This window comes from Paenibacillus polygoni (assembly GCF_030263935.1).
Lineage (GTDB): Bacteria > Bacillota > Bacilli > Paenibacillales > Paenibacillaceae > Paenibacillus > Paenibacillus polygoni.
In genome coordinates, this window is sequence record NZ_CP127162.1 from 4,584,281 (window position 1) to 4,608,866 (window position 24,586).

The 24,586-nt window shown below is 43.7% G+C and carries 22 protein-coding genes; 14 read left to right on the top strand and 8 right to left on the bottom strand.

The features are described from left to right. Nucleotides 1-2: 2 nt before the first annotated feature. The 6 genes from QPK24_RS21985 to QPK24_RS22010 all read right to left on the bottom strand — a co-directional run bounded on the left by QPK24_RS21985 (nt 3) and on the right by QPK24_RS22010 (nt 6,576). Nucleotides 3-740, bottom strand: coding sequence for a lysophospholipid acyltransferase family protein (locus QPK24_RS21985; protein WP_285744709.1), 738 nt, complete (start codon nt 738-740; stop codon nt 3-5). Beyond that, nucleotides 709-1,479, bottom strand: coding sequence for a carotenoid biosynthesis protein (locus tag QPK24_RS21990; RefSeq protein ID WP_285744710.1), 771 nt, complete (start codon nt 1,477-1,479; stop codon nt 709-711). The genes QPK24_RS21985 and QPK24_RS21990 overlap by 32 nt, the downstream gene beginning before the upstream one ends. Beyond that, the gene (locus tag QPK24_RS21995; protein ID WP_285744712.1) at nt 1,479-2,351 is read right to left on the bottom strand and encodes a phytoene/squalene synthase family protein; all 873 of its coding nucleotides are present in this window, start codon (nt 2,349-2,351) and stop codon (nt 1,479-1,481) included. The genes QPK24_RS21990 and QPK24_RS21995 overlap by 1 nt, the downstream gene beginning before the upstream one ends. Further along, nucleotides 2,348-3,811 (bottom strand): phytoene desaturase family protein, encoded by a 1,464-nt coding sequence (locus QPK24_RS22000; protein WP_285744714.1) that lies wholly within the window; start codon nt 3,809-3,811, stop codon nt 2,348-2,350. Before QPK24_RS22000 ends, QPK24_RS21995 begins: the two co-directional genes overlap by 4 nt. Further along, the gene (locus tag QPK24_RS22005; RefSeq protein ID WP_285744716.1) at nt 3,808-5,358 is read right to left on the bottom strand and encodes a phytoene desaturase family protein; all 1,551 of its coding nucleotides are present in this window, start codon (nt 5,356-5,358) and stop codon (nt 3,808-3,810) included. The genes QPK24_RS22000 and QPK24_RS22005 overlap by 4 nt, the downstream gene beginning before the upstream one ends. A gap of 276 nt (nt 5,359-5,634) precedes the next feature. Further along, a complete protein-coding gene (locus QPK24_RS22010; RefSeq protein ID WP_285744718.1) occupies nt 5,635-6,576 on the bottom strand; it encodes a MerR family transcriptional regulator in 942 nt (313 codons plus the stop codon). 263 nt (nt 6,577-6,839) lie between these two features. Here QPK24_RS22010 and QPK24_RS22015 point away from each other — a divergent pair, with 263 nt between their 5' ends. From QPK24_RS22015 to QPK24_RS22055, 9 genes are all read left to right on the top strand, one after another. Further along, nucleotides 6,840-8,351, top strand: coding sequence for a phospholipase D family protein (locus QPK24_RS22015; RefSeq protein WP_285744720.1), 1,512 nt, complete (start codon nt 6,840-6,842; stop codon nt 8,349-8,351). A 205-nt stretch (nt 8,352-8,556) separates the two neighbouring features. Beyond that, nucleotides 8,557-9,165 carry a TetR/AcrR family transcriptional regulator gene (locus QPK24_RS22020; protein WP_285744722.1) on the top strand — a complete coding sequence of 203 codons (609 nt, stop codon included), beginning with the start codon at nt 8,557-8,559 and terminating at the stop codon, nt 9,163-9,165. After that, entirely contained in the window at nt 9,162-9,521 is a 360-nt protein-coding gene (locus tag QPK24_RS22025; protein ID WP_285744725.1) for a DMT family transporter, read from the top strand. Before QPK24_RS22020 ends, QPK24_RS22025 begins: the two co-directional genes overlap by 4 nt. Continuing rightward, nucleotides 9,522-9,836 carry a DMT family transporter gene (locus tag QPK24_RS22030; RefSeq protein WP_285744727.1) on the top strand — a complete coding sequence of 105 codons (315 nt, stop codon included), beginning with the start codon at nt 9,522-9,524 and terminating at the stop codon, nt 9,834-9,836. It abuts the gene before it with no gap. Nucleotides 9,837-10,054: 218 nt separating this feature from the next. Further along, nucleotides 10,055-10,972 carry a TetR/AcrR family transcriptional regulator gene (locus QPK24_RS22035; protein WP_285744729.1) on the top strand — a complete coding sequence of 306 codons (918 nt, stop codon included), beginning with the start codon at nt 10,055-10,057 and terminating at the stop codon, nt 10,970-10,972. Between the two features lie 62 nt (nt 10,973-11,034). Continuing rightward, nucleotides 11,035-14,205, top strand: a complete 3,171-nt coding sequence (locus tag QPK24_RS22040) for an efflux RND transporter permease subunit (protein ID WP_285744731.1) — start codon at nt 11,035-11,037, stop codon at nt 14,203-14,205. Between the two features lie 175 nt (nt 14,206-14,380). Further along, the gene (locus QPK24_RS22045; protein ID WP_285749505.1) at nt 14,381-15,316 is read left to right on the top strand and encodes a 1-phosphofructokinase family hexose kinase; all 936 of its coding nucleotides are present in this window, start codon (nt 14,381-14,383) and stop codon (nt 15,314-15,316) included. A gap of 107 nt (nt 15,317-15,423) precedes the next feature. After that, nucleotides 15,424-16,521, top strand: coding sequence for a stalk domain-containing protein (locus QPK24_RS22050; protein WP_285744733.1), 1,098 nt, complete (start codon nt 15,424-15,426; stop codon nt 16,519-16,521). Between the two features lie 280 nt (nt 16,522-16,801). Further along, nucleotides 16,802-17,629, top strand: a complete 828-nt coding sequence (locus tag QPK24_RS22055) for an aldo/keto reductase (protein WP_285749507.1) — start codon at nt 16,802-16,804, stop codon at nt 17,627-17,629. A 170-nt stretch (nt 17,630-17,799) separates the two neighbouring features. On the opposite strand, the gene QPK24_RS22060 is transcribed toward QPK24_RS22055, so the two are convergent. After that, nucleotides 17,800-18,414, bottom strand: coding sequence for a LysE/ArgO family amino acid transporter (locus QPK24_RS22060; protein WP_285744735.1), 615 nt, complete (start codon nt 18,412-18,414; stop codon nt 17,800-17,802). Nucleotides 18,415-18,578: 164 nt separating this feature from the next. Between QPK24_RS22060 and QPK24_RS22065 the strand changes: the two genes are divergently transcribed. After that, complete coding sequence (locus QPK24_RS22065; RefSeq protein ID WP_285744737.1) at nt 18,579-20,030, top strand: aminotransferase-like domain-containing protein; 1,452 nt, start codon at nt 18,579-18,581, stop codon at nt 20,028-20,030. Here QPK24_RS22065 and mobA read toward each other — a convergent pair. Next, complete coding sequence (mobA, locus tag QPK24_RS22070) at nt 20,014-20,646, bottom strand: molybdenum cofactor guanylyltransferase (RefSeq protein WP_285744739.1); 633 nt, start codon at nt 20,644-20,646, stop codon at nt 20,014-20,016. The two genes, QPK24_RS22065 and mobA, sit on opposite strands and share 17 nt — an antisense overlap. A gap of 219 nt (nt 20,647-20,865) precedes the next feature. Here mobA and QPK24_RS22075 point away from each other — a divergent pair, with 219 nt between their 5' ends. From QPK24_RS22075 to QPK24_RS22090, 4 genes are all read left to right on the top strand, one after another. Next, nucleotides 20,866-22,074: an MFS transporter gene (locus QPK24_RS22075; protein WP_285744741.1), complete on the top strand. Its 1,209-nt coding sequence runs from the start codon at nt 20,866-20,868 to the stop codon at nt 22,072-22,074. 865 nt (nt 22,075-22,939) lie between these two features. After that, a complete protein-coding gene (locus QPK24_RS22080) occupies nt 22,940-23,350 on the top strand; it encodes a DUF6941 family protein (protein ID WP_285744743.1) in 411 nt (136 codons plus the stop codon). Nucleotides 23,351-23,355: 5 nt separating this feature from the next. Next, nucleotides 23,356-23,880, top strand: coding sequence for a hypothetical protein (locus QPK24_RS22085; RefSeq protein WP_285744745.1), 525 nt, complete (start codon nt 23,356-23,358; stop codon nt 23,878-23,880). A 2-nt stretch (nt 23,881-23,882) separates the two neighbouring features. After that, nucleotides 23,883-24,452 carry a hypothetical protein gene (locus tag QPK24_RS22090; RefSeq protein WP_285744747.1) on the top strand — a complete coding sequence of 190 codons (570 nt, stop codon included), beginning with the start codon at nt 23,883-23,885 and terminating at the stop codon, nt 24,450-24,452. Nucleotides 24,453-24,586 lie beyond the last annotated feature (134 nt).

Sequence of the window (24,586 nt, forward strand, 5' to 3'; positions counted from 1 at the left end):
ATTCATCCCCGCTTCCGTACAAATACATGATCAAAATGTTCGCTTGTGGAACGTCCTGATTTGGTTAGAGGTTGATATTGCTTGGGACGATTATCCTCAGCCTTCATTACCTCTACTTTTTGACTGTCTAGTTGTTCTACCATTACGGTCTCAAGCCTGCTCGTAATTAATCTGCTGTCCATCATTTCCCAATTGTCCAGCAGCGGAGGACCTGCCATCATCAGCGCTTCCGGCTTGTCCTGTCCATACATGCCGTGTACTAGAGTTACCGGTATGACAGCAGCATCCGGCACCCGTCTCAGCAAAACTCCGATCCCGCGCTGAAACGTAAGCGGACGCAGATCTTGATGCATGATTTTTCCCTGTGGATACATCCATACCCGTTTTCCCGCACGTAATAACTGCGTTGTATATTCAAAGGAAGCCTTCACATCAGAGGCAGACTCTTTTTTGATCGAAAAGGCTCCTAATTTGCGAAAAAAGGTAAACTTTTTGAGCTGTTTTTCTTCCATCATCACGTAATGATCATGGTTCGTAAGTTTACGAAAAGCATGATAAGCCAGCAGACCATCCCACCACGAACTGTGGTTCATAATATATAACATAGGTCTGCCCTCTACGAGCAAAGGGTCTAGATCACCGGTAAAACCGACATATCTAAACCGCCGCTCGAGCAAGTATTTTTGATGGTAATGAAAAAACATGTGATCAAAAAGCCGAGACTTGTTTGCGGGCAGCATACTGATGTCTCCCTTCAGCAAGCAAGATACCTATTGCAGCGATCAGGGCACTGCCATAGAGTCCGGCTTGAACGGCAAGTAATCCAAACAGCAATATAAACATTTGGTATAGAACTTTTGCTTTTCGCTGAACAACTGGATCATTCGGGATCGGCGGAATAAAGAGTGACAACAGGCCCCCCATAACAAACCAGCTTACAAAATTGGTCCACGGTACCCCGTAAAATCCACCCGCAGCTTCCCAGCTCCAGAATTCTCGCTGGTGGGCTACTGGATCAAGTACCAAGTCCATCATCAGTGCCCATGCCCCTGTTTTTATGGCTCTTATTCCTTTACTCTTCCAGCCGGCTCCTCCCCCGCTGAGAAGGGCTGAATTCCCAACCACAGCAATCCAAGCAAATCCAAGCGTAAAAGGAACAGCAAACAAATGAGGTCCAAATAAATAGGAATAATGATAGGATCCAAACGGCCAACCCGTATGGACCCCGACCCATTCTACCCCCATTCCTCCTGTCCAGATAACAACTGCCATCATCCAGAATCTTGGCTTCTTCCACCAACTGACTGACTGGTCGGACAGTGGGTTTTTCACGTCGTTACTAAAAATAAGATCAACAGCACATAGTGCATATAAAATAAGAAATATCCCATTTGAGAACGAGAGCGCATCGGGGACGCCGATCGTTAATAACAAAACCGCTCCAATACTGTACCAAATCCAGTAAATAAGCTGAACCATTAGGATACCGCTGCTTTCGGTCCTTCTCCTAATAGAGCAGGATATCTAGAAGCGACTTCTAAAAACAGTTGCATTTTCGTTTCATCATTTACGTAGGCCCGCTTTGTGAACACATCATACTCATTACTCTCCACTGCTTGTAAGATCGAGGCATAATAGGATGATGCAAGTTCAATAGCAAAGCCGCTTACTTGAGGATATGTTCCTATATCGGATAATCCGATTTCAAATAAGTGTAGTGCCCTCTTTCTTAATTCGGTAAGCAAAGATACAAATTTTTCATCTATAATTCCGTTATGAAAGTCTTCTTCTGTATATCCATGAGCTTTCATCATCTCTAGCGGAATATAGCGGCGACCTCTCCTTTGGTCTTCACCCACATCCCGAATGATATTTACAATCTGCATTGCTTTGCCTAGTGCAATCCCTGATTCCATGACCTTCATTCCGCTGTCATCACGAAGCACGGGGAGCAGCATTTCGCCAACTGTTCCTGCAACCAAATAGCAATAGTGTTCAAGCTCTTCTACCGTAGAATACTGAGTGAGAGTTAAGTCTGATAATTGTCCATCCATTTGTCTGAAAAATGGAGCTTTTGACAACATGGGAAACGTATCAAACAACCAGCGAAGTGCCGGCCATATAAAGTGACCCTCGGCTTTTTCAAGTGCCTGTAGTTGTTCCCTCAGCTCATGAATAGAATAAGGGGCCTTCTCTGGTTCATCTACACTGTCATCGATGATCCGGCAGAATGCATATATCACAAATACGGCTTCACGCCTGGGACTTGGTAAACCATAAAAAGCATGATAAAAAGAAGTCGAACCTTTCTTGATCATTTCCTCACAGCGTTCGAATATCATTTCGTTCATGATCTCAACTCCTTTATTAGTTGATTAACTGCCAGCTTCGCGCCCTGCATCACAATGGGTACGCCCCCGCCTGGATGAATCGAAGCGCCTGCCGCATACAAACCCTGGATATTCGGATAAGGTTTCGGCTGAGGACGATAAACTCCGGATTGAGTAAGTACCGGCGCGATGCCAAAGCTTCCTCCTCCATACAATCCATCCCGCTTGGCATCGTTTGGTGTACGTACTTTTTGCCAGCGGATATTCTCCCTGAGGGCAGGGAATGCTTTCTTTTCTGCCTCTTCAAGCACTTTCTCTACAAGCTTACCTGTTTCCTCCCCATGAGAGAATCTTTCAGCGTTCGGTACAGGTATTAAGAAATAGAGAACGCTATGACCTTCTGGTGCCGCAGATGCATCCGTATGAACCGGATTAAATACATAGAAGGAAGGATGTTCAGGTAGTCTATTCTTCTGAAATACTTCTTTCATGTTAGAGACAAAAGCGCTTGGAAGGAAAAACTGATGGGTCGTTGCTTCCTCAAACCTTTTTTCTACGCCTAAATATACTAGCAAACATCCAGAAGAGGCTTTGTAGGCACGTCTTTTTCGTCTGTGCTTCGGTGACAGAAGCTCTGTGATCTGCGGAAAATCACCATTAAATAGGGTAGCATCATAAGGAGCTGTTCGTTGTGAAGTCACGATCCCTTTGCAGCTTCCTTCTTCGATCATAAGCGACGTAACCTCTTCACCGAAATGAAAGATGACCCCTCGATTCTTTAGTTCCTCTTCCAGTATGGAAGCGAGAGAAGCATATCCGCCTTTGAGAATCCATACGCCATACTCATGTTCTGCATAAGGCAGCAAAGTATAAATACCGGGTGTCGACAGCGGTGACCCGCCGATGTATAAACTTTGCAAGGAATAAGCATCTTTCAGTTGATCACTATGAAAATAACGGCTCATCGCAGAACGCAGACTGGTATAAGCTCTCATCCGTTTTAAAAGGCCTGTCATCTCGCGAGTATAGAAATCTCTTTGCTTCGGAAAAGGCCGCTCAAGAATAGCACTTACCCCTCTTGGAAACAGGGGATCCATATCGGCCATAAACCGCTCAAACCCTTTACCTTCCCCTGGGAATACACGGTTGATCTCGTCTACCTGTTCTTCCCGGCTTGACCACTTATTCAGTACTCTTCCATCTTCAAAATAAAAACGATGCATTGGATCGCAGCGAATCAGCTCCACTTTAGAACGATCTACGCCGGCTTCTTCCAGAATACGCAGGAGCATATCCGGCAGTAAAACAATTGTCGGCCCCTGATCAATTCGATAAATCCCTTCTTCTTCGTAGGCAAGCCGGCCGCCTGTACGATGGGATTTTTCATAGATTGTCACTTGATATCCTTGATTCGTTAATAGCAGAGCGGCTGTCAGCCCGCCAATACCGGAGCCTACAATGGCAATCTGTTTCTTGTTCATGTGCATTGCCCTGCTTCCTTCCCTTTTTTAAAGAGGGGACTTGCAGTTTGCTTTTTTGCGTCATCCTCTTGAATTAGTCCTACAGATATTTTAGCCGATTCAAAAATAGTAGGCAGACCGCTGCCTGGATGGGTTCCGCCGCCGACAAGATAGACACCTTCTACTTCCTCAAACCGGTTATGCGGTCTTAAATACATCATCTGCCCAAGCTTATGTGAGAGATTAAAGAGCGCTCCATTATAAATATCCAGCTCTTGTTCCCACTGAAGCGGGGTGAAAAACATCTCTTCTTCGATGTAGTCGGATAAACCTGCAAGTTCGGGGATCTGTTCCAGACGATCCATCATTCTTTGCCGTATTTCAGCTCGCTGTCCATCCCAATCGATATCCGCTGTCGTATTTGGCGTTGGCATCAGCACATACAGGGATGACTTGCCTTCCGGCGCCAGAGTCGGGTCAAGTACAGACGGATTATGAACATAGATGGAAGGGTCTTCTGATAAAACTTTATGCATCGTCATCTCATCCACATTTTTACGATAATCCGCTGCAAAATGAACGGAATGATGAGCAAGGTCGATTTTCTTGTTCACGCCTAGATAAAGCATGGCACCAGAGCAGGAATACTTCATATCCTTGATTTTTTCAGGCGTGTATTTCTTCAGTACCCCAGGCTCAAACAGTTTGTTCATCGATGCAGCGAAGTCTCCATTTAGGACAACATGATCTGCCTTCACTTCTTCCCCGTTCTCAAGTAAAAGACCTTGCGCTCTGCCTTGCTCCACTTGAATCTTCTGCACAGCCGTACTTGTGTGGATCGTTCCTCCATACTCCCGAATGACATCGGCCATCGCTTGGAAGATCTGATTGACTCCGCCTTTCGGGTGATGTAATCCAAAATGATGTTCTATATAAGAAAGAATCGTAAACGTTCCTGGACAATCCCAAGCTGACATCCCTAAATATTTAGCCTGGAAAGTAAATCCCCACCGGAGCCGTTCATCTTGAAAATACCGAGAGAGTCTGCCGTAAACCGTATCTTGTAGGTGAAGATAAGGAAGTGCCTTGATCGCATCTTGTTTTATGTAATCAGATAACTTGCCAAAAGGCCTGCGCAGAAGCGGCTCTACCTTTTGGTATTTAACAGATTCAACCCGCATAAAATTTCTGTAGTTCTGTTCATCTCCCGGAAACACGCGTGCAATCTCTGCCGCTGTCTTCTCTTCATCACTGGAAGGTCTGAATACGGTATCCCCAAAATGGAGAGAATACAGTGGGTCGAGCTGCTGCATATCCACATAATCATATAAAGACCTGCCTACCTTCTGGAACATTTCTTCAAGCAGATGGGGCATCATCAAAAAGGTAGCTCCGCGGTCAAAACGATAGTCTCCAAGCTCTAGTCTCGCAGATCGTCCTCCAATCACCGCTTGTTTTTCATATATATCAACTTTATATCCTTGGCCGGCAAGCAGCATCCCTGCCGCCAACCCCCCAGGCCCAGCTCCAATGACAACAGCTTGTCTCTTGTTCTGATTATGGTTCATTGCAGACTCACCTTTCTATAATTACGGTTAGGATTAGCGGATATGATAGACAATATTCACAATCTTCCCAATATATTCATCCATAACGTTATACAAATATAATACAAATCATCGTAGATAAAGTAAAGTTAAGACAAACATTATACAAACTATTTACACTGACTTCTTCTTCAAACTGCGAAAACGGTCTTCCAAATAACAAAAAAGCACCCTCTTTTAAAGAAAAGAGCGTGCTAAATATGCTGCTTTATCGTGTTGTTTCACTATAGGCTATGCCTATCTTTTAGAAAAAAGATCTCGTGGATGGAATTTTGCCATATACGTTTCTGTAAACCAGTCTTGCCAATCGTGAGCACTTCCCGTCAGGATCCACTGCTTATACTTCGGTTTTTTTGCTTTTTCATACCCTTGTCCACCAAGTGCAAACTGTATATTTGGAGCATGTTTCCGAATCGTTGTTACCACATCATCCGCTGTTTTCGCCATCTCTTCATTCGTTACCGAAATACATACGAGATCAATCTTCTGATCCTTGAGAATGGGAAGCACTCCCTCGGTAGGTGTATTTGCACCTAGATAAAGTACCTCTGCTCCATTCTTTCGTAAGAATAAACTAAAGAGCATTAGACCGACCTGATGATGTTCTCCTTCTGGACACATGGCCAGCACTTTTGGTAAGTGAGGATAAATCGGGAATAAATGAAAGAACTGATAAAACCGCTGAGAGATCAGCTGTGTCATATAGTGTTCTTGAGCGACCGAAGCTCGTCCGTTCTCCCAGGCGTCTCCTACCCGAATCAGTATAGGCACCAGCACTTGATAAAACATGGCATCGTATCCGTACATCGTAAATCCAAAATCAATAAGGGCGTTGGCTCGTTCTCCCTGGAACTGAAACAAAGACTGGTAAATTTGATCTTCCATTTTTCGAAAGGCATCATCATTTCCAATCTGCGGCATCGGTTCTGCCAGTATTGCATCTGCTTTGTTTTGTTCATCCTTATGGGTTTTTAACAATCGTACCGCATGGGAAATGCTCATATGGTTAGAATCGACCTGCTCTTTGAGCCAGCGCAAATCCTCTACATTTTCTTCCGTATAGATTCGGTATCCGGAATCGGTTCGCAGGGGTTCCACCGCATGGTATCTGTTCTCCCACGCCCGCAGGGTTACGGCAGGAATACCCAACATTTCAGTAACCTGTTTAATTGAATACAAAAGGCATTCACTCACTCTCTTCTATCATCCGGTCCGTGACTTAAGGAGAAGTCTCCTTAAACATTCTACAAAAATAGTACATTCATTATACACAAACCAAAATTCACTGTCGATAACCCTTGCTCCTCTACTCTTGTATATAGGATAAGAGGACCATGCTTCAATAGTTGTATGTTGGTGTTAATAGTGTTCATACTGCCTGCTTACCTGCTTGTATAGGCCTGTATACATAGATCAACTAATTACTCGAAGGGATGTTTCTTATGAAAAAGCATTCTAAACATAGTCCAGTAATATCGCATTCCCCGTCCTCTTCTCCTATAAAATCAGCGATCCAAAAAAAGAGGCCGATAAAGAAATTCATCTTATGGTTTTTACTTGCTAATATCGTTTGGCTTACTGCCGTTGTCATCTATCAAATGAATAAACCTTTGCCTGAGGGTGTTGCTTTTGAAGGTCAGGTCCATCAATTAGCGGATGTTGACTTCATAACAGACCTTACCTACCCTTCCTCAGATGGAAAGATGGAACATGAACAGCAGATTATTAAACGCATGGAGAAGATTGTGAACGAAGCGCAGCAGTTCCTAGTCATTGATCTATTTTTATTTAACAATTATCAGCATACCGATCAGAAGTTTCCCGAAGCGAGTGAACGGTTCACGAACCTGCTTGTGAACAAAAAGGAAGAGAACCCGGAAATGGACATTGTCTTCATTACAGATGAAGTAAATACCAATTACAATTCTCATCCAAACGCACTGCTCGAGCGAATGAAGCAACATGGAATACGGGTTGTTATTACGGATGTGGATTCACTTCGCGACTCTACACCGCTGTATTCAGCAGTATGGCGCACTTATTTTCAGTGGTTTGGACAGTCCGGTAACGGATGGCTTCCCAATCTCATGGCAAGCGATGGTCCTGATGTTACATTGCGGTCCTATCTGAAACTCATGAATGTAAAAGCCAATCACCGAAAACTGGTAGCCAGTGAGAAAAACGCGATTGTGGCCTCGGCTAATGTACATGACCCTAGTATTTATCACTCTAATATTGCCTTCGAAGTGAGCGGAAATATCATAGGGGATCTGCTCAAAGCCGAACAGACGGTCCTTAATATTTCAGGCGGAGGAAAACTCCCGGCCTTTACTCCTTCTCAGGAAGAAGAGCAAGGTCCCATCCGTGTTCGTTACCTGACCGAAGGGAAAGTGGCAGAATACGCAGTTAATCTCATCAAAGAAGCGAAAAAAGGAGATACCCTATGGATGGGCATGTTCTATCTGGCGGACCGTGATATCAAATCAGCACTGCTTGACGCCGCTTCACGCGGAGCTGCGGTAAAACTGATTCTAGACCCGAATGAAAATGCGTTCGGTCAGAAAAAAATAGGGATACCAAATCGGCCCGTTGCCCAGGAACTCACAGATAACTCAGAGGGGAACATTGAAATCAGGTGGTACAATACCACTAAAGAACAGTACCATACAAAACTTCTGTATTTATCACGAAACAGCGGAACTCAGCTGATTTTGGGAGGATCAAGTAATTTTACTCCTCGGAATCTAAATAATTATAACCTGGAGAATGATCTTTATATGGAAGCTCCTGAAGACAGTAAACTTGTTACCCAGATGAATCAATACTTTGAGCGTTTGTGGACGAATGAAGATGCCAAGTTTACACTTGATCTAGCCGAATATAAAGATGATATCCCATTTTTTAAAGACATGTTATATAAACTGCAATACTCCCTTGGTTTCACTACGTTCTAACTCATCTTCACAAAAATAAGGCGATAACCCGCTGTGTATGTCACTTGTTCATATGTCTACAGTCTAGAACCCGCTGTGAAAGCGGGTTTTTGTTATGTTTATCCAGACGCTATGCCGGTCACTATGAGCTGAAAAGAAGGTTGACAACGGCATACCGTTGTGAAAAAATACATTAAACTAACGATCGTTAGGTAGGTGAGAGAAAATGAGTTCAACCTCTATTAAACAAGTGGCTCTAACCCAGTTCGCCCGTGAAGGGTATGAAGGAGCTTCGCTACGAAAAATCGCTGACGAAGTTGGCATTAAGAAGCCTTCTATCTATGCGCATTATAAAAACAAGGAGGATTTATTCCTTCATGTCGTACGCTATGTATTCGGGCTGGAACGCAGGAGAATCCTTACCTTTTTTCAGGAGCAAAAAAATCTTGGAACACCACTGGAGCTTAGACTGAGGGGATTACTCGACTGGATTCAAGAAGAATTTGAATCTCAGGATGCGGGCAGATTCCTACTCCGGATGTCTTATTTCCCCCCTCAAGCTTTATATAGGGAAGTCATGGATATTGTATATCCCTTCTTAGACGGGCTGGAGAGAACACTAGCCAAGTTTATTGCATCAGAGGCTTGGGACGGTGAGCTTTCTCAAGAAGAAGCCATGCAATTTGCCGTTGCCTATATGACACTAATTGACGGGGTATCTGTAGAGCTGCTCTACGGGGACTCGGCTCGTTATCAAAAGAGGGTTCAGGCGGCTTGGCCTATATTTTGGCAAGGAATTACACATCAATTCGAGAAAAAGGAGTCTACATCATGAATCGCTACTGGTTATTTGTTGTGCTCGGAGGGATCATAGAGATCCTATGGGTATCTGGTCTTAAGCACGCTTCCACCCCGCTGGAATGGATGGGAACTATACTATCCATTGCGGCTAGCTTCTGGCTTATCATTGAAGCATCTAGAAAACTTCCCGTCGGCACCGTATATGCCGTATTTACGGGGCTTGGTACAGCAGGAACTGTAATCACTGAAATGCTCCTGTTTGGGGAACCCTTCCGTATCACAAAAGTTTTGCTAATCGCGCTTTTGCTTGTGGGAGTGATTGGACTCAAGCTGGTTACGGATGAGTCTTCCAAGGCAGAGTCTTCGTCTTCACAAGGAGGTGCTGTCTAGATGGCATGGTTAGCAGTCGTTCTTGCAGGACTAAGTGAAATCCTTGGGGTCATTGGGATTAAGGGGCTCACGACAGGGAAAGGAAAAAAATATTTGCTGCTTATGGGGCTTAGTTTCCTCCTCAGTTTCTCTCTCCTTTCTTATGCTATGCAGTCCCTCTCCATGGGTACAGCTTACGCCGTGTGGACAGGGATTGGTACCGTAGGAAGTACCCTTGTTGGTATGTTCGTATTTGGTGAACCAAAAGAAGCAAAACGTTTACTATTCATTACCATGATTCTCTGTTCTGCTGTTGGACTGAAACTTATTGGCTGATCTTTCGTATCATAGTAAGGCACAAAAGCCAGAGTGAAAAGGAAGCCTTCTGCTGACTTTTCATTCTTGGCTTTTCTTTATACTCCCTCTGTTATCCTCGTTACCTTCCCCCCCTTACCTACAGCGTAAAGTTGTATCGCCCTCTTAATTAAGATATAATTTCCATGACTTCTTAGTCAAAATGAGAACCGTGGAGTTCTAGAGAGGGGTGATCTTGGATGATGAACTCAACCACGGATAAAAAGAAACATATTGTAGTCACGGCTCTAGGATTATTTTCTACCAAAGGAACTGCGGCAACCTCCATGCAAGAAATCGCAGAAATCTGCGGGATCTCTAAAGGAAGTCTGTATCTTCACTTCAAATCGAAAGAAGAACTGCAGCAGAGTGTGATTCACTACTGTATTCAGTCTATTTATGACAAAATAGTGCTTGTGGAGAGTGAACAGCACTTATCACCGAAAGAAATATTCTGCAGGCAGATCGAAATTTTGCTTGAAAATTTTTTGGAACTCAAAGAATTTTTTCTTGCTCAATTTCAAGATGCCATCAGTCAAGGTAACAGCGGCCTAACGCAGAAGAATTGCCCTGAAGATATGTTCAAACTCGTCTTAAAAAAATTCAATCAGAAAATGATCGATGTGTATGGACCGCAGATTCATCCTTATACTCTTGATATGGCGCTTCAAGTACAAAGTTTGATGGGTTCTTACATAAAAATTATGTTCTCAAAAATACTGCCTATATCCATTAAGCGAATGGCGGAATATCTCGTGGAAACGCTTGATGATCTGGCGGAAGCGAAACTGCGTCATGGCGGAGAGCCGTTTATTCCGCATGAACTATTGCTCCCCTGGATTGAAGAGGGAATCCCACAAAGCCCTGCTAAAAAACACCCTTTGCTATTACTGAAGGAAATGCGTCAACATATTGAAAAAAATGTAGAGTTGTCTGAGCTCGTTCGCTCCGAAGCACAGGAGTCCATTCTTGTACTGGAACATGAACTTACTGAAATGAAGCCTCGCCGCGTAATCCTCACGGGTATGCTTAGTAATTTAAGTACAGTGCCTGGGTTGGAAGAACAAGTCATACAATTAGAGCATTTGCTTGACACGTATTTATCTTGGCGCAAATAAATAAGCGCTATTATAAATAGATGAATATTTTTTGTGAATGAGAGAGGAGAAGAAACCTACGGATGAAAGGGATAATTAATTTCTCACTGAGAAACAAGCTGGCGATCTGGATTCTGACCATTATCTTGACCTTTGGCGGACTGTACAGCGGTTTGACCATGAAGCAAGAAACGATTCCAAATATCAACATTCCATTCCTAAACATCACTGCCATCTATCCAGGGGCAGCCCCGGAAGGTGTCGTTGAGGATGTAACCAAGCCCCTCGAAGAAACGCTTCGTAATGTAGATGGGATTAAGAGTATTACATCTACATCGATGGAGAATGTTTCTTCCGTCATGATTGAATTTGATTATGGCACAAATTTGGACAATGCGACGGCTGCAGTACGCGAAGTGCTAAACGATGTTCCACTTCCCGATGATGCTCAGAAGCCTACCATCTCCAAGTTCAGTATAAACTCTTTCCCGGTAGCTTCCGTAAGTCTATCTGGTAAAGATGGGGAGTCGCTCGAAGATTTGACTCGCCTTGCCGAGAATGAGATCGCACCTGCCTTTGAAGATGTAGATGGCGTAGCATCTGTTCAGGTATCCGGTCAATATACGAGAGAAGTCACTCTTACCTTCGACCAAAACAAAATGAATGATCTCGGATTAACCGAAGATACGGTACAACAAATCGTTCAAGCCTCTTCTTTACGTGTTCCTCTGGGTCTATTCACCATGGAAAACACAGAGAATGCGGTTGTTGTAGATGGTAACGTGATTGACGTAGAAGATTTGAAGAATCTGAAGATTCCTGTTGTTCCTTCTAATTCAGGTCAAGGCAGTGCTGCAGGCAATGCCGATGCGAATAGCGGTGCAGGAGCAGGCGATGGAGCGGGGCAAGAAGGCGCTCAGGCCTTGCCGAATGCGGGAGCTGCAGCACAAATGACAGGCATACCTACCGTTAAGCTTTCTGATATTGCTACTATTGAAGTCATCGGTAAAGCGGAGTCTATCTCTCGCACAAACGGTGCAGAATCGATCGGATTCTCTATCGTAAAAGCAAATGATGCCAACACCGTTGACGTTGTAAACGGAGTAAAAGAGGCTTCCGCTGAACTCGAAGAACTATACGATCATATTAATCTCGATATTCTTCTTGATCAGGGTCAACCTATTGAAGACTCCGTCCATACGATGTTATCCAAAGCCTTATTTGGCGCCATCTTTGCCGTACTTATCATTCTACTCTTCCTAAGAGACTGGAGATCGACGATTATTTCCGTGATTTCGATACCTCTTTCTCTATTGATTGCCTTAACCGTACTCTATCTAATGGATATTACGCTTAACGTAATGACACTCGGAGCAATGACGGTTGCGATTGGCCGGGTAGTCGATGACTCTATTGTTGTTATTGAAAATATTTATCGGCGTCTCTCTCTCCCAGGAGAGAAACTGAAAGGCAGAGAATTGATCGGTGCTGCTACGCGCGAAATGTTTGTACCGATTATGTCCTCCACCATTGTGACCATTGCGGTATTCCTTCCGCTGGCACTAGTTAGCGGTATGGTCGGTGAACTCTTTATGCCGTTCGCACTTACAATGGTCTTTGCACTTCTCGCTTCCCTTGTTGTAGCGATCACAATCGTACCTGCTATGGCTCACTCCCTCTTTAGAGGCGGGCTGAAAAACAAAAAGAACCATGAGCATAAACCAAGCCGACTGGCAGGCGGTTATACTCGAATATTGAATTGGTCACTGAATCATAAGCTCATCACAGTAGGGGCAGCAATCGTTCTGCTCGTGGGCAGCTTGTTCCTTACTCGCTTTATCGGCACCAGCTTCTTGCCAGAGCAAGGAACCAATTATACTCTGGTAACTTACAGCCCTGAACCAGGGGCAACACAAGAAACGGTAGAAAAACGAACGCAAAGCGTTGAGAAGTTCATTCTTGATGCAAGCGGTGTTGAAAGTATGCAGTACTCTGTTGGCGGCGGTAATCCGATGAGTATGGGTTCTTCCAACTCGGGTCTGTTCTATATCATCTTTAAAGATGGTGTCAAAGTTAATGAAGAAAGCGAGAAGCTGCTGACTGGACTCCAAGAACGTGTGCCTGAAGGTGAATGGTCAACACTCGATATGGCTGCTGGCGCTATGGGCGGCAGCACGCTGACGGTCAGCGTCTTCGGTGACAGTCTTGATCAAATCAAACCTGTTGCTGATGATATTTTAAAAGTGGTACAAGACGATACGGTAAACTTCGAAGATGCGGAATCTTCTCTAGCAGAAGGATATGAACAATATACCCTCGTAGCTGATCAAGAAAAACTCAGCTCTCTTGGACTTACAGCTGGGCAGCTCGTGATGACTCTTAGTCCAGAAAGAGAACGTCCGGTACTAACCGAAGTCGAAGTAGACGGTAAGTCTTATAAAGTCTACATTAAAACAGACAGTAAAGAATATGGAAGCATTGAAGCGATTGAAAAAGAAACGGTCACTTCGCCGCTTGGTATTGAGGTTCCTATTGGAGAAGTAGCAACCGTGGAAAAAGGAACCACTCCTGACTCCATCATGCGTATTGACGGTGATATGGTCGTGCAAGTAACGGCGAGCATCCTCGCTTCCGATGTCGGTTCTGCTTCATCTTCCATTGAAAAAGCGGTTGATACTATGGATTTACCTGAAGGGGTTCATGTTGAATTTGGCGGGGTAACCGAACAAATTAACGAGACCTTTACTCAGCTCGGTCTTGCTATGCTGGCTGCGATCGCAATCGTGTACTTCGTACTTGTCGTAACATTTGGCGGCGGACTTGCTCCATTTGCCATTCTGTTCTCCTTGCCGTTTACGGTGATTGGAGCCTTACTCGGTTTGCTTGTTACAGGGGAAACACTAAACGTATCCTCTTTGATGGGTGCGCTGATGTTGATCGGTATCGTTGTTACGAATGCAATTGTCCTTATCGACCGGGTTATTCATAAAGAAAACGAAGGCATGTCTACAAGAGACGCCTTGCTTGAAGCAGGTTCAACTCGTCTTCGTCCAATTCTCATGACAGCTTTGGCTACCATTGGAGCTCTTCTCCCGCTTGTCTTTGGATGGGAGAACAGTGCCGGTATTATTTCCAAAGGTCTTGGCGTTACGGTAATTGGCGGACTCATCAGTTCTACGCTGCTTACACTCGTTATTGTACCGATTGTGTACGAATTCTTAATGAGATTTAAGAAAAAACGGATTGAAGATTAGATGGATAACCTTCCATAGTGAGTGTTGTTAATTTGATCTATTTATAAAATGAAAGAGCACTGAATACCTCGGGTATTCAGTGCTCTTTTTTATGTTTAAGAAGAAGCATAGCGGAATCTTCAAGCCATCCTGTATGATGAAAGAATTCATATCCATTAAGGAGTTGCCTGCACTGATGATTACCACCGTTACCTTAAATGCTGCATTAGACAAAGTGTACACCCTGCCAGATTTTAAGCTGGATCAGGTGCACCGCCCTGAACATGCGATTACGGTCCCAGGCGGCAAAGGCATTAACGCTGCCCGGGTACTGCGCCTACTAGGAGCACCTGTAGGCGCTACGGGCATTGTTGCCGGACATACGGGCCGGCAAGTACTGGATGGGCTGCGCAGCGAAGGCATCGCAGCCGATTTTGTAGAAGCCGCGCACGGAGAAACGCGGCTGGCCATTACGGTGCTGGGTTCATCGCCCAGCACCCAGACCGAGCTCATCGAGGCGGGGCCGCCGGTCACCCGCGATGAGCTTGCGGCGCTGCGCCGCAAAGTAATGACCCTGGCGCGAAGCTCCGCCTGGGTCGTGTTCTCGGGCAGCCTGCCGCAAGGCTGCCCTGCTGGGCTGTACGCCGAGCTGATTGCTCTGGCGAAGGCGCAAGGTGCGCGCACCGCGCTTGATGCAAGCGGCGAGGCGCTCGCACAAGGGCTGCAAGGCGGGCCGGACCTAGTGAAGCCCAACGCAGAAGAGGCGGCCCGCTATGCCGGGGTTACCGCGCTCACCCCGGATACGGCTAAGATGGCTGCTACACAGCTAGTAAAAGCCGGTGCAAAGCTTGCCGTAATCTCTCTCGGCGCAGATGGTGCTGTAGCTGCGTCAGCAGATACTTTATACCGCGTAGAGGTTCCTGCCGTCTCTATCGTAAGCCCGCTCGGCAGCGGAGATGCGATGGTAGCAGGCATGGTTGCAGCTGCTCTGAAGCACCCCACTAATATTCAGGCAATTTTAAGGCAAGGTGCCGCATGCGGTACCTCAGCAGCGCTTCACCCAATGGCCGGTGTCCTGTCAATAGAAGATGTAACCAAACTGGAGCAGCAAATATCTGTTCAACAGGAATAAACAAAAGTCTCAATTTTGTTAATCTTTAGTTTATCCATAACTTTTCTTGCTTTGGTCTCGTTTATAAAAACGTAACGATGTCAATACACGAAAGGGTAGTGATTTCATTGATTAATCGAAAGAAGACGTGGCGTTCTCGGGCGCTGACTATATCACTTGCCGCCATTATGTCGTTTCCCATCGCAGCCAATATATCCATAGACAACGCTTCAGCAGCTGTTAAAAAATACCCGGTTATCTCGCAGCCCTTTAAGATTAAAGGGGAAAGTTCCCGCATTGGCACGATCAACAAAAGTGGATCAACGTACATTGCACTTCGGGATCTAAACACCGCGCTGGGATTAAAAACGAAATATGTCCCTTCTACCCAGCACGTTCAAGTAACGGGAAGAGAACGAACGATGGAAATGGGTCTTCAAAATAGTTCTTACGTTTTGAACGGGCAGCCCGTTTTAGGTCCTGAGGTTATTGTGCAAAGCGGTACGACGTATCTTCCTCTTCGTTTCTTGTCAGAGAGCTTCGGTTATGAGGTAACGTACGAAAATAAATCAAAGACCATCGGCCTGAAAGCCATATCAGAAAATGCACTTTCCATTACTGCAGAATCGATCGGAGCAGACGGTGAAGACAAATCTCTGCTTGTGTTCTATCCTGTTCTGTCTGGGTATAAAGATGCCGAGGTACAGCAAAAGATCAACAAGTTTCTGAAAAAAGAAGCCGACCGGTTCGTTTCAGCTGGATCAAAACAAATGGACCCTGTCGTTAAAGAAAACAACGCTCAGTTGGCTAAAGATCCAAAGGCTTCAATCCGGCGTCCGAGCTTCGATGGACGATTTACCGTCACACATAACGAAAAGGGACTGCTAAGTCTCTACGCTGATTACTCCGTCTACTTAGGAGGGGCACACAGTGATACCGCTCGCGAAGCGTATACCTTTGACCTCTCGACAGGCGACCTGCTTACATTGAAAGAGGCCGTAGGCGGCGGGTCGGATTATGTTACGATCATCAATCAGCAAATAAAGAAACAAATTGCGGATCGCAAACTAACTCTAATCGCACCGTTTAAGACAATTGAACCAGATCGTGATTTTTTCCTAAGCCATGACGGGGTTGTTATCTACTTCACGCAATACGAATACACTTCCTTTGCGGAAGGGATGCCGAAGTTTGTTATTCCCTATTCTGCCTTTACAAAACGCTGAGGCATTAGAGGAAAAACCTTGATTTATCTGTAGTTTTTCAAACTAGCAGCCTTCAAAATTCAAATCCCTATACTTGCCAACACAAAAAAAGGTCCCTTAGGGGGGCCTTTTTTTTGCGTATATAGTGTGGACCCGCTTGCTTTCACATAACCTGAAGTCTAGAATAAACAAGAAACTATATGTATGCGCATGAAAGTAAAGAGCGAAAAACACTGCGTTGCTTAATCCATATAGGTGTAATAATAGTAAGAATCTATTAACGGAGGGATTATCTATGACCATTACTCACTTACAAGATACAGTAACCCTTAACAACGGTGTGAAAATGCCTCAGCTCGGTCTTGGGGTATGGAAAGCGAAAGACGGAGAAGAAACTTACGCTGCCGTTAAACATGCAATTCAGCACGGATATCGTGCAATTGATACAGCTGCTGCCTACAAGAATGAAGAAAGTGTCGGAAAAGCAATTAAAGATTCCGGTGTACCTCGCGAGGAACTTTTCATTACAACCAAAGTATGGAACGCAGATCATGGATATGATGCTACCATTCGTGCTTTTGAAACCAGTTTAGAAAAGCTCGGTCTTGAATATCTCGATCTATATTTGATCCACTGGCCGGTAAAAGATAAATATAAAGATACATGGAAAGCACTCGAACACCTATACAGCGAGGGTAAAGTTCGGGCAATCGGGGTATGTAATTTCAATATTCATCATCTGGAAGATCTGCTGGCCGAAGCCAAAACGGTTCCTGCGGTCAATCAGTCCGAATTCCACCCGTATCTTACACAAGAACCACTCCGTGAATTCTGCAAGTCCAAAGGAATTCATTTCGAAGGCTGGTCACCCCTTGGTAATGGCAAACTATTAGACAATGCTCTGATTCAGGAGATTGCAAAAAAATATAACAAAACAGCAGCTCAAGTTATCCTTCGCTGGCATTTGCAGAATGATGCGATCACTATTCCTAAATCTGTGACACCAAGCCGTATCGAAGAAAATGTGGCGATCTTTGACTTCGAATTGACTGCAGAAGACATGAATACCATCAACAGCCTGAACAAGGATGAACGTACAGGCCCAGACCCAGATAACTTTAACTTCTAAATAGACAGCATCTAAGTAACTGCATTTATAGTTTAGATTCCATTTTTAGGATTACAATGAAACAGGGAATTGAACATAGAAAATGTACTTCGATGTGTCCAATCATAAAAAAGCTTTCCTCATGCAAATGTTATGTTTGCTCTGAGGAAAGCTTCTTTTTATACTACTTACTACAAACTTTGTACAAAGGAATACATCATATAAACTGCCAGCCCAGCCATCATAAGTGAAGAACCTTTGCCATGCCACTTGGACCCATTCCCCGTCTGGTCCCATCTCCCCATGCTTCTTCCCGCCGCAGCAAGCAGAACAAACCACACCCATGACACAAGAATAGTGACTAAGGTAAAAGCGATAAGCTCTTTACTCTCATACTGCAAAGAGTTCGTTCCGATGACTCCTACAATATCCAGAATGGCATGCGGATTAAGCACCGACACAGATAGTGCAAAAAGAATCTGCTGACGACTTGTCAGTGGTTGCTGCTTTCCTTTTACCCCATCCCCCGTTTGCCAAAGGGTCCAGGCCATATATAGAAGGAAAACACATCCTGCCGCATATATCCCTTGGGTTACCACACTCTTGTCCGATAGAAAGAGAGACAGCCCTCCAACAGCAAGTACAATAAGAACCGTATCACATAGAGCGGCCATAATGACTGCTGGCAAAGACCCTGTCCAGTGTTTGTGCGTTGCTCCCTGATTAAATATAAATACATTTTGTGCCCCGAGCGGTAAAATAAGTCCTATTGCCAAAATGAGTGCATGTATAATCGCTCCTGGCATTTTCGCGTCCTATCCTTTCTATTATTCGAATGTAATGATCTTCTTTCTTGCTCTATCCTATCTCATATAGAACAACCTGTACCCAGCCATTTGGTTGTATAACAACCCAACCAAATGGTATATTACAGTCCATATCAATATTATGGGAGGGTGTTCCATATCCTATGAAACCTGCTCTAGAGATTCGTTTCACTCCAGATCCATTGCTGCCTGAACCCCTCTATCACCAGATTAAGGAATACATTAAGATGAAAATAATGCAGGGAGAATGGACCCCTGGAATGCGTCTTCCTTCTCAGCGTGCACTAGCAGCCGCTTTTAAAGTCAATCGAAGTACCATCATTGCAGCACTAGACGGGCTTCATTCTGAAGGACTCATCGATACAAACTACGGCGGAGGAACCAAAATATCTCGTGCGGGATGGAATAGTATGTCCACTCCCCTGCTTAACTGGGAAGATTATGTGGAAAGCGGGCATCATTACCCGAATCTCCCAGAAGTTCAGATCATTAATCAATCGGAATACCGCTCTGATATCATTCGTCTCGGTACAGGTGAACTCTCACCCGATTTGCTCCCTCAATCCTATTTTCAGAAGATCTATGATAAGTTAGCTCAGCGTGCACCGAGTCTTGGCTATTTGGAACCTCTAGGGTCTTACAAACTTAGACTTGCTATCTCGAGTTATTTGGCAGACCAGCAAATACAGGCTTCACCAGAATCTATTCTTATCGTTTCAGGCTCACTACAAGCGATGCAGCTAATAGCTATGGGACTCTTACCGAGAAGATCGTCTGTACTTGTTGAAAAGCCATCCTATCTCTATTCAATCCATGCCTTTCAAACTGCAGGAGTTCGAATGATCGGCATGCCTGTGGACAAGGAGGGTCTCCTTACCGCAGAGCTGGAGCGTTATATACGCCAAAACCGCCCATCCTTGCTTTACACGATACCTACGTTTCAGAATCCGAGCGGAGCAGTGATGAGTGATAAGAGAAGAATGGAACTCATTCAAACTGCTGAGGCAACCGGACTGGCTATTCTCGAAGATCATGCCTACGCAGATCTGTGGTTTGACGAGAAACCTCCTCTATCTCTGAAAGCTCGTGATCCAGGAAGTTATGTATTACATATGGGCACTCTGTCCAAAAGTGTGAGTCCAGGTCTTCGTATTGGCTGGGTTGCGGGACCAGAAACCGTCATACAGCGTCTTGCAGATATTAAGATGCAAACCGATTATGGTGCGAGCAGTCTTGCACAGGAAGCGGCAGCACTTTGGTTCACAGAAGGATATCACGATGTTCACTTGGCTGAGGTTCGAGCAGCATTAATCCGTAAAAGAAATCTGGTTCTGGATCTACTATCCCGAAATCTGGCAGGTGCAGCGGAGTGGAATGTGCCGCAAGGCGGGTTTTATATTTGGTTGAAGTTACTAAATGGGACTCGGCCAGAAACCTTGTTCAGGAGAGCCCTTGCCGAAGGAGTTCTGCTGAACCCAGGGTCTATCTATGACCGGTTTGATCAGGATCATATCCGATTATCATTTGCTTATGCATCGGAAACAGAATTGGAACGTGGAATCATGACGCTGGCACGTCTCATTCTACATCCCTAGACTCATAGATTTGTTTCACCCGCTCATAGTCTTCTTTCTCATTCATATTGATAAACATTTCTTCGATCTGCGCAGCAGGAATGCCCGTGACCAGTTCCAGCTCAGATTCGGTTACATAACGAACGGAAAGCCTAGAGAGTGCATCCCTTACTCTACGATTGTCTTCCCTAAGCTGGGCTTCAAGTACATCTATAATACTGCAATGGTAAACTGCTGCCAGGGGATGTATCTGTCCTCTTATCTGCGGTACAAGTGCCTGAATCCCAGAATCAAGACTGAGTTCCAATACCTTCACCATTGCAGATAATAATTCTGCACGAATCAAAGGAATATCACAGGAAACAACCACATACAGATCGGCTTCTCCCCGAAGCATTCCTGCTTGCATCCCTGCTAGCGGGCCGCTCCCCGGATAGATATCTTTTACCTCTATATACTCAGAATCCATGTGTTCTCTGCTTACAGATCCTGTTGCAATATAGACTTGGGCTGTCATGCTGGACAGCTCCCCTGCTATGATGTCTAGAACCCTGCTGTTTCCAAGCTCGAGTGCAGCCTTATCTGTTCCCATACGCCGGGAGGCTCCGCCAGCCAGTACAATGCCTGCAATCTTCATCTGCCTCATCTCTCCGTTCTTAATAAAATAGAAGGACAATGTTCCTTCTTAAAGATACTATATAACCTACAAGGGCCGCCTGCTGTTCACGTATTATCCACATCATTAACATCTTAGAATAAAAATAAATTGTATCCCCTTACAATTACGTGCTAAAGTGTAAACAAAACATGAATTTATGCCAAAATATATGATTCCACCGAAAGGAATGGCTTACCTTTGCGTACGTCCTCTTTTTCGCAGCTGAAGCTGTACAATTTCTTTGTCTATGGGGCTATTGCAGTCTTTACCAGCTTCTTTCAAATTTATCTTCAAGACATTGGTCTGACGAAAATCGAGATCGGCAGCCTGATGGCCATTGGTCCTTTTGTTTCTCTGTTTGCTAACCCTTTCTGGGGGTATATGAGTGATCGTACACAGAACATCCGTAAGACCGTACTTATTATGGTGGCGGGTACTCTGTTGTTTGTACAAGCTGTATTCCTAGCGCAGAGTTACAGTCTTATTTTTACGGCAATGATCTTCTACTATTTCTTTCAAAGTCCTTTATTTGCACAGACGAACAGTATGATTCTGACCTATATTGATGGAACAGACTATAAATTTGGTTCCTTTCGGATATGGGGTTCTATGGGCTGGGCGTTCACTGCCATTATAGCAGGGCCAATCATGGACAGGCTCGGAGATTCCCAAATGTCCCTGGTCTTTAGTGTTCTGCTCATCACAGCCTTTGGATTTGCGCTTCTTCTGCCGCGTCTTAAGCGATCATCTGATGCACCGATTGTTACGATGCGCGGATTCTCTCAGGTTATCATGAATCCCTATTTCATGACATTCGTGATCCTTGGAATTCTTGTGTCCATTCCAAATGCCATGAATAGTTCGTTTATTTCCCTCTACATTACCGAACTTGGCGGAAGCAAACAAATGGTAGGTCTCGCAGTATTTATGTCCTCTATTCTGGAGATTGCTGTGTTTCTATTATTTGACCGTTTTCTGAAACGGAAAATGACCGTCATGCTCGCTTGTCTCACGATCGTCAGTCTGCTCTTCGCGCTGCGTTGGGAACTGATGGCACTGGCAACCACCCCGTTGCAGATTGCCTTTATCCAGCTGCTACATGCGGTTACATTTGGCGGATATTTTTATGTAGGGACTCAGCTGACCATGCTTTTCATTCCCAAACCATACCGGTCCTCTGGGCAAGCGCTCTACACGCTCTCCTGGAGTGGGATTTCAGGTGTAGTTGCCGGCATATTCGGCGGTTTTATGTTCCAGAACTTTGGAGCGTCCGTTATGTACCAGGTCGGCGTATTCATGGCTGCTGTGGGAACAATCGGTTTTGGTGTGATGTACTATATTGTACGCAGATACGGATACCAGCCTCCGCTTCCATCAAGCTACAATGTCAAATCTAATATAAATTAAGTTGTTATCCAAATCATAAAGGGCAGGATTGGGATGAAATAATTCAACCCATTCCTGCCCTTTTATGAAATCAAAACCTTATTCCCAAGATAGTTCTTCTAGAAAAGAACTCACTGCCTTATAAAAACCCTCTGGACTTCCAAATGAACCCCATGCCCGCACTCCTCAAAAAGAGTAAGCTTAGTATTAACCCTGCGTTCTGCCATAAGTACAGCCTGATCTTTATTCAGACTTTCCAACGAATCTTACATCAACTACTTTATAAATCAATATAATTTGTAATGGACAGTGTAAATGATATGTCGCTGTTTTTTTAGATACTACAAGGGGGACTAGAAGGGGGACTAGTTCAGAGTATATACTGCAAGACTGTTATCTCATTGTGAATGACTGAGAATTGCATTTTAAAAGGGTTGATTACCTGCAGATAAATCTCTATGGCATAATCTTAGTTTTAATATATTCGCTAAATTATTTCTCCACTAGCAATACACAAATATATGTGACATATGGGGAAATATAAAATCTTTCTCTAAGCTTAACCTCAGCTAATTAATTGTAACCTTATATATACGTGAGGAAGATAAGAGTGCCAGCTCCATCAAAGATCTATTGAAGTTGATTGCTTAACCTAAAAAAAACGCTTAAATGAATCAACTAATTAAAAACTACCATAATTGGGCTTTTTAGTCTTATGAATTACAGTGTTACTTTCGAAGTATACATAGTACACCCCTAATTTTTAATGTTGATAATATTTTTCATTTTTGGTATGTTATAAAAGTTTATGCTTGAAAGTAAATCTAAAAGTTTATATGATGTTAATAGTTAGTTAAGGCAAAGTATAGACTGAGAGGAAAAAAAAGTGAAAACAAAACCAATAGTCAGAGCAATCATTGTTGTTGAAGAAGCAAACTTTGTCCCTAATCAAGAAGAATCGAAGATGATCCTTATTCAACCAATCCTTAACTTCAATGTTCCTTTTATACCTACACAACTAAGTTTTAACATAGTAGTATCTTTATCTCATTTCTCTCGAGGAGAGAAATACAACGTTGAAGTTCGTTTGAAAGATACTACAGGTAATTATCTCAACTCGATGTCTTGGGAAATTAGTGATCATGATGAGGAAAATGATATTCCAGCAGGTGGTATTATCGTGGCTGGGATTAAAAACCTACCCATATATAATGAGGGCAATTATGATATTGAAGTTTTTGCAGATAATGAAAAAGTTGGAGAAGAATTCTTTACTGTATACAAGAATAGGGGGTGATCTCTATGCCTTCAATTGAGAAAAACAAAATGGGTATGATTGAAAAATATGATGCTTTCAATGGAGTACTATCAGCCGACAAACGTATAAAACCATCTATTGAAAAAAATGAAACCTTCCCTAGAATCAGCAAAATTGGACTAGGCTTGGTTTTGTTAGTAGGTACATCAACGCCCATAATTTCTCATAATAATCTGGGTGCTGGAGGAAATAAAATCCAAATACGTGTGGTAAATGCCTCAACTAACACGTATAATACACAGACTGCAGTCTACACTAATGATAAGATTAGTGAGGGATCGGAGGCGATTCAGAATATGAGATCAGAACGCCCTAAAACTGTTGCAGTGAATTTAGAGAAATCAGGGTATGTTAAACATATTCTACAATTCCCTGAAGAAGATGAATTTTTTGATGAAAAATTTACTATCCAATGGTCAGATCAACCTGCAAATTCCTTTCCACTTCAAGCAGTAATTAGAAGTTCAGGTCGTGTTACGCACACTTTAGACTTTAAGGATGAGGTATAAGTATGAGTAATTGGTTTGAGTTTGTAGCACCTGATAGCACATTACAACAAGGTGACATTCTATATGAATGTCCCGTTTTTTTTCCTGATCCTAAAATTGATTACACTCAATTAGCTGATCCTGCTCAAGTTGATTTTAAGTTGGAATATAAAGATGTAATTGTTATGTCGCAGTCATGCGATATTCAACAAGGACAACCATTTATGGGAGTCATGTTATGCCCAATAGCAAATCTGAGCTCAGTGCCGAAAGAAGGGCATCTAGGAAATTTGCTTAATGATAGAATTGGTTATATGCATCTTTTAAACAAGCAGATTGAGACAGAAAATAGTCCAAATCTAGACTATATGATAATAGACTTTAGTAATGTTTATACTGTTCCGCTTGCTACCTTAAGTAATTGGAAACTAAACAAGGGACAAAAAATACCTCGACTCCTTTCTCCTTATACTGAAGCTATGTCACAGCGTTTCGGGGTTAAGATGATGAGGGTTGGAACTGATGATACTACTAAGGTAGTTATGCCAGAGTTATCAGCTAGGTGGAAAGAACTTACTGCGCCTAGGATCTAAAAATAAGGAGCCTGTTACTTATCAGTAACAGGCTCCTTATTTTTAGTAGAGTTTTAAGCGAGGGTATATTATTATGAACATCATTCAGTCTAGTTCTGATTCCTTACAAACCCGTCTGGGGTGGATTAGTCATA

Coding starts and splice junctions, on each gene's coding strand:
- QPK24_RS21985 (WP_285744709.1), bottom strand. CDS start 740: ATGCTGCCCGCAAACAAGTCTCGGCTTTTTGATCACATGTTTTTTCAT.
- QPK24_RS21990 (WP_285744710.1), bottom strand. CDS start 1,479: ATGGTTCAGCTTATTTACTGGATTTGGTACAGTATTGGAGCGGTTTTG.
- QPK24_RS21995 (WP_285744712.1), bottom strand. CDS start 2,351: ATGAACGAAATGATATTCGAACGCTGTGAGGAAATGATCAAGAAAGGT.
- QPK24_RS22000 (WP_285744714.1), bottom strand. CDS start 3,811: ATGAACAAGAAACAGATTGCCATTGTAGGCTCCGGTATTGGCGGGCTG.
- QPK24_RS22005 (WP_285744716.1), bottom strand. CDS start 5,358: ATGAACCATAATCAGAACAAGAGACAAGCTGTTGTCATTGGAGCTGGG.
- QPK24_RS22015 (WP_285744720.1), top strand. CDS start 6,840: ATGAAAAAGCATTCTAAACATAGTCCAGTAATATCGCATTCCCCGTCC.
- QPK24_RS22020 (WP_285744722.1), top strand. CDS start 8,557: ATGAGTTCAACCTCTATTAAACAAGTGGCTCTAACCCAGTTCGCCCGT.
- QPK24_RS22025 (WP_285744725.1), top strand. CDS start 9,162: ATGAATCGCTACTGGTTATTTGTTGTGCTCGGAGGGATCATAGAGATC.
- QPK24_RS22030 (WP_285744727.1), top strand. CDS start 9,522: ATGGCATGGTTAGCAGTCGTTCTTGCAGGACTAAGTGAAATCCTTGGG.
- QPK24_RS22035 (WP_285744729.1), top strand. CDS start 10,055: ATGATGAACTCAACCACGGATAAAAAGAAACATATTGTAGTCACGGCT.
- QPK24_RS22040 (WP_285744731.1), top strand. CDS start 11,035: ATGAAAGGGATAATTAATTTCTCACTGAGAAACAAGCTGGCGATCTGG.
- QPK24_RS22045 (WP_285749505.1), top strand. CDS start 14,381: ATGATTACCACCGTTACCTTAAATGCTGCATTAGACAAAGTGTACACC.
- QPK24_RS22060 (WP_285744735.1), bottom strand. CDS start 18,414: ATGCCAGGAGCGATTATACATGCACTCATTTTGGCAATAGGACTTATT.
- QPK24_RS22065 (WP_285744737.1), top strand. CDS start 18,579: ATGAAACCTGCTCTAGAGATTCGTTTCACTCCAGATCCATTGCTGCCT.
- mobA (WP_285744739.1), bottom strand. CDS start 20,646: ATGAAGATTGCAGGCATTGTACTGGCTGGCGGAGCCTCCCGGCGTATG.
- QPK24_RS22085 (WP_285744745.1), top strand. CDS start 23,356: ATGCCTTCAATTGAGAAAAACAAAATGGGTATGATTGAAAAATATGAT.
- QPK24_RS22090 (WP_285744747.1), top strand. CDS start 23,883: ATGAGTAATTGGTTTGAGTTTGTAGCACCTGATAGCACATTACAACAA.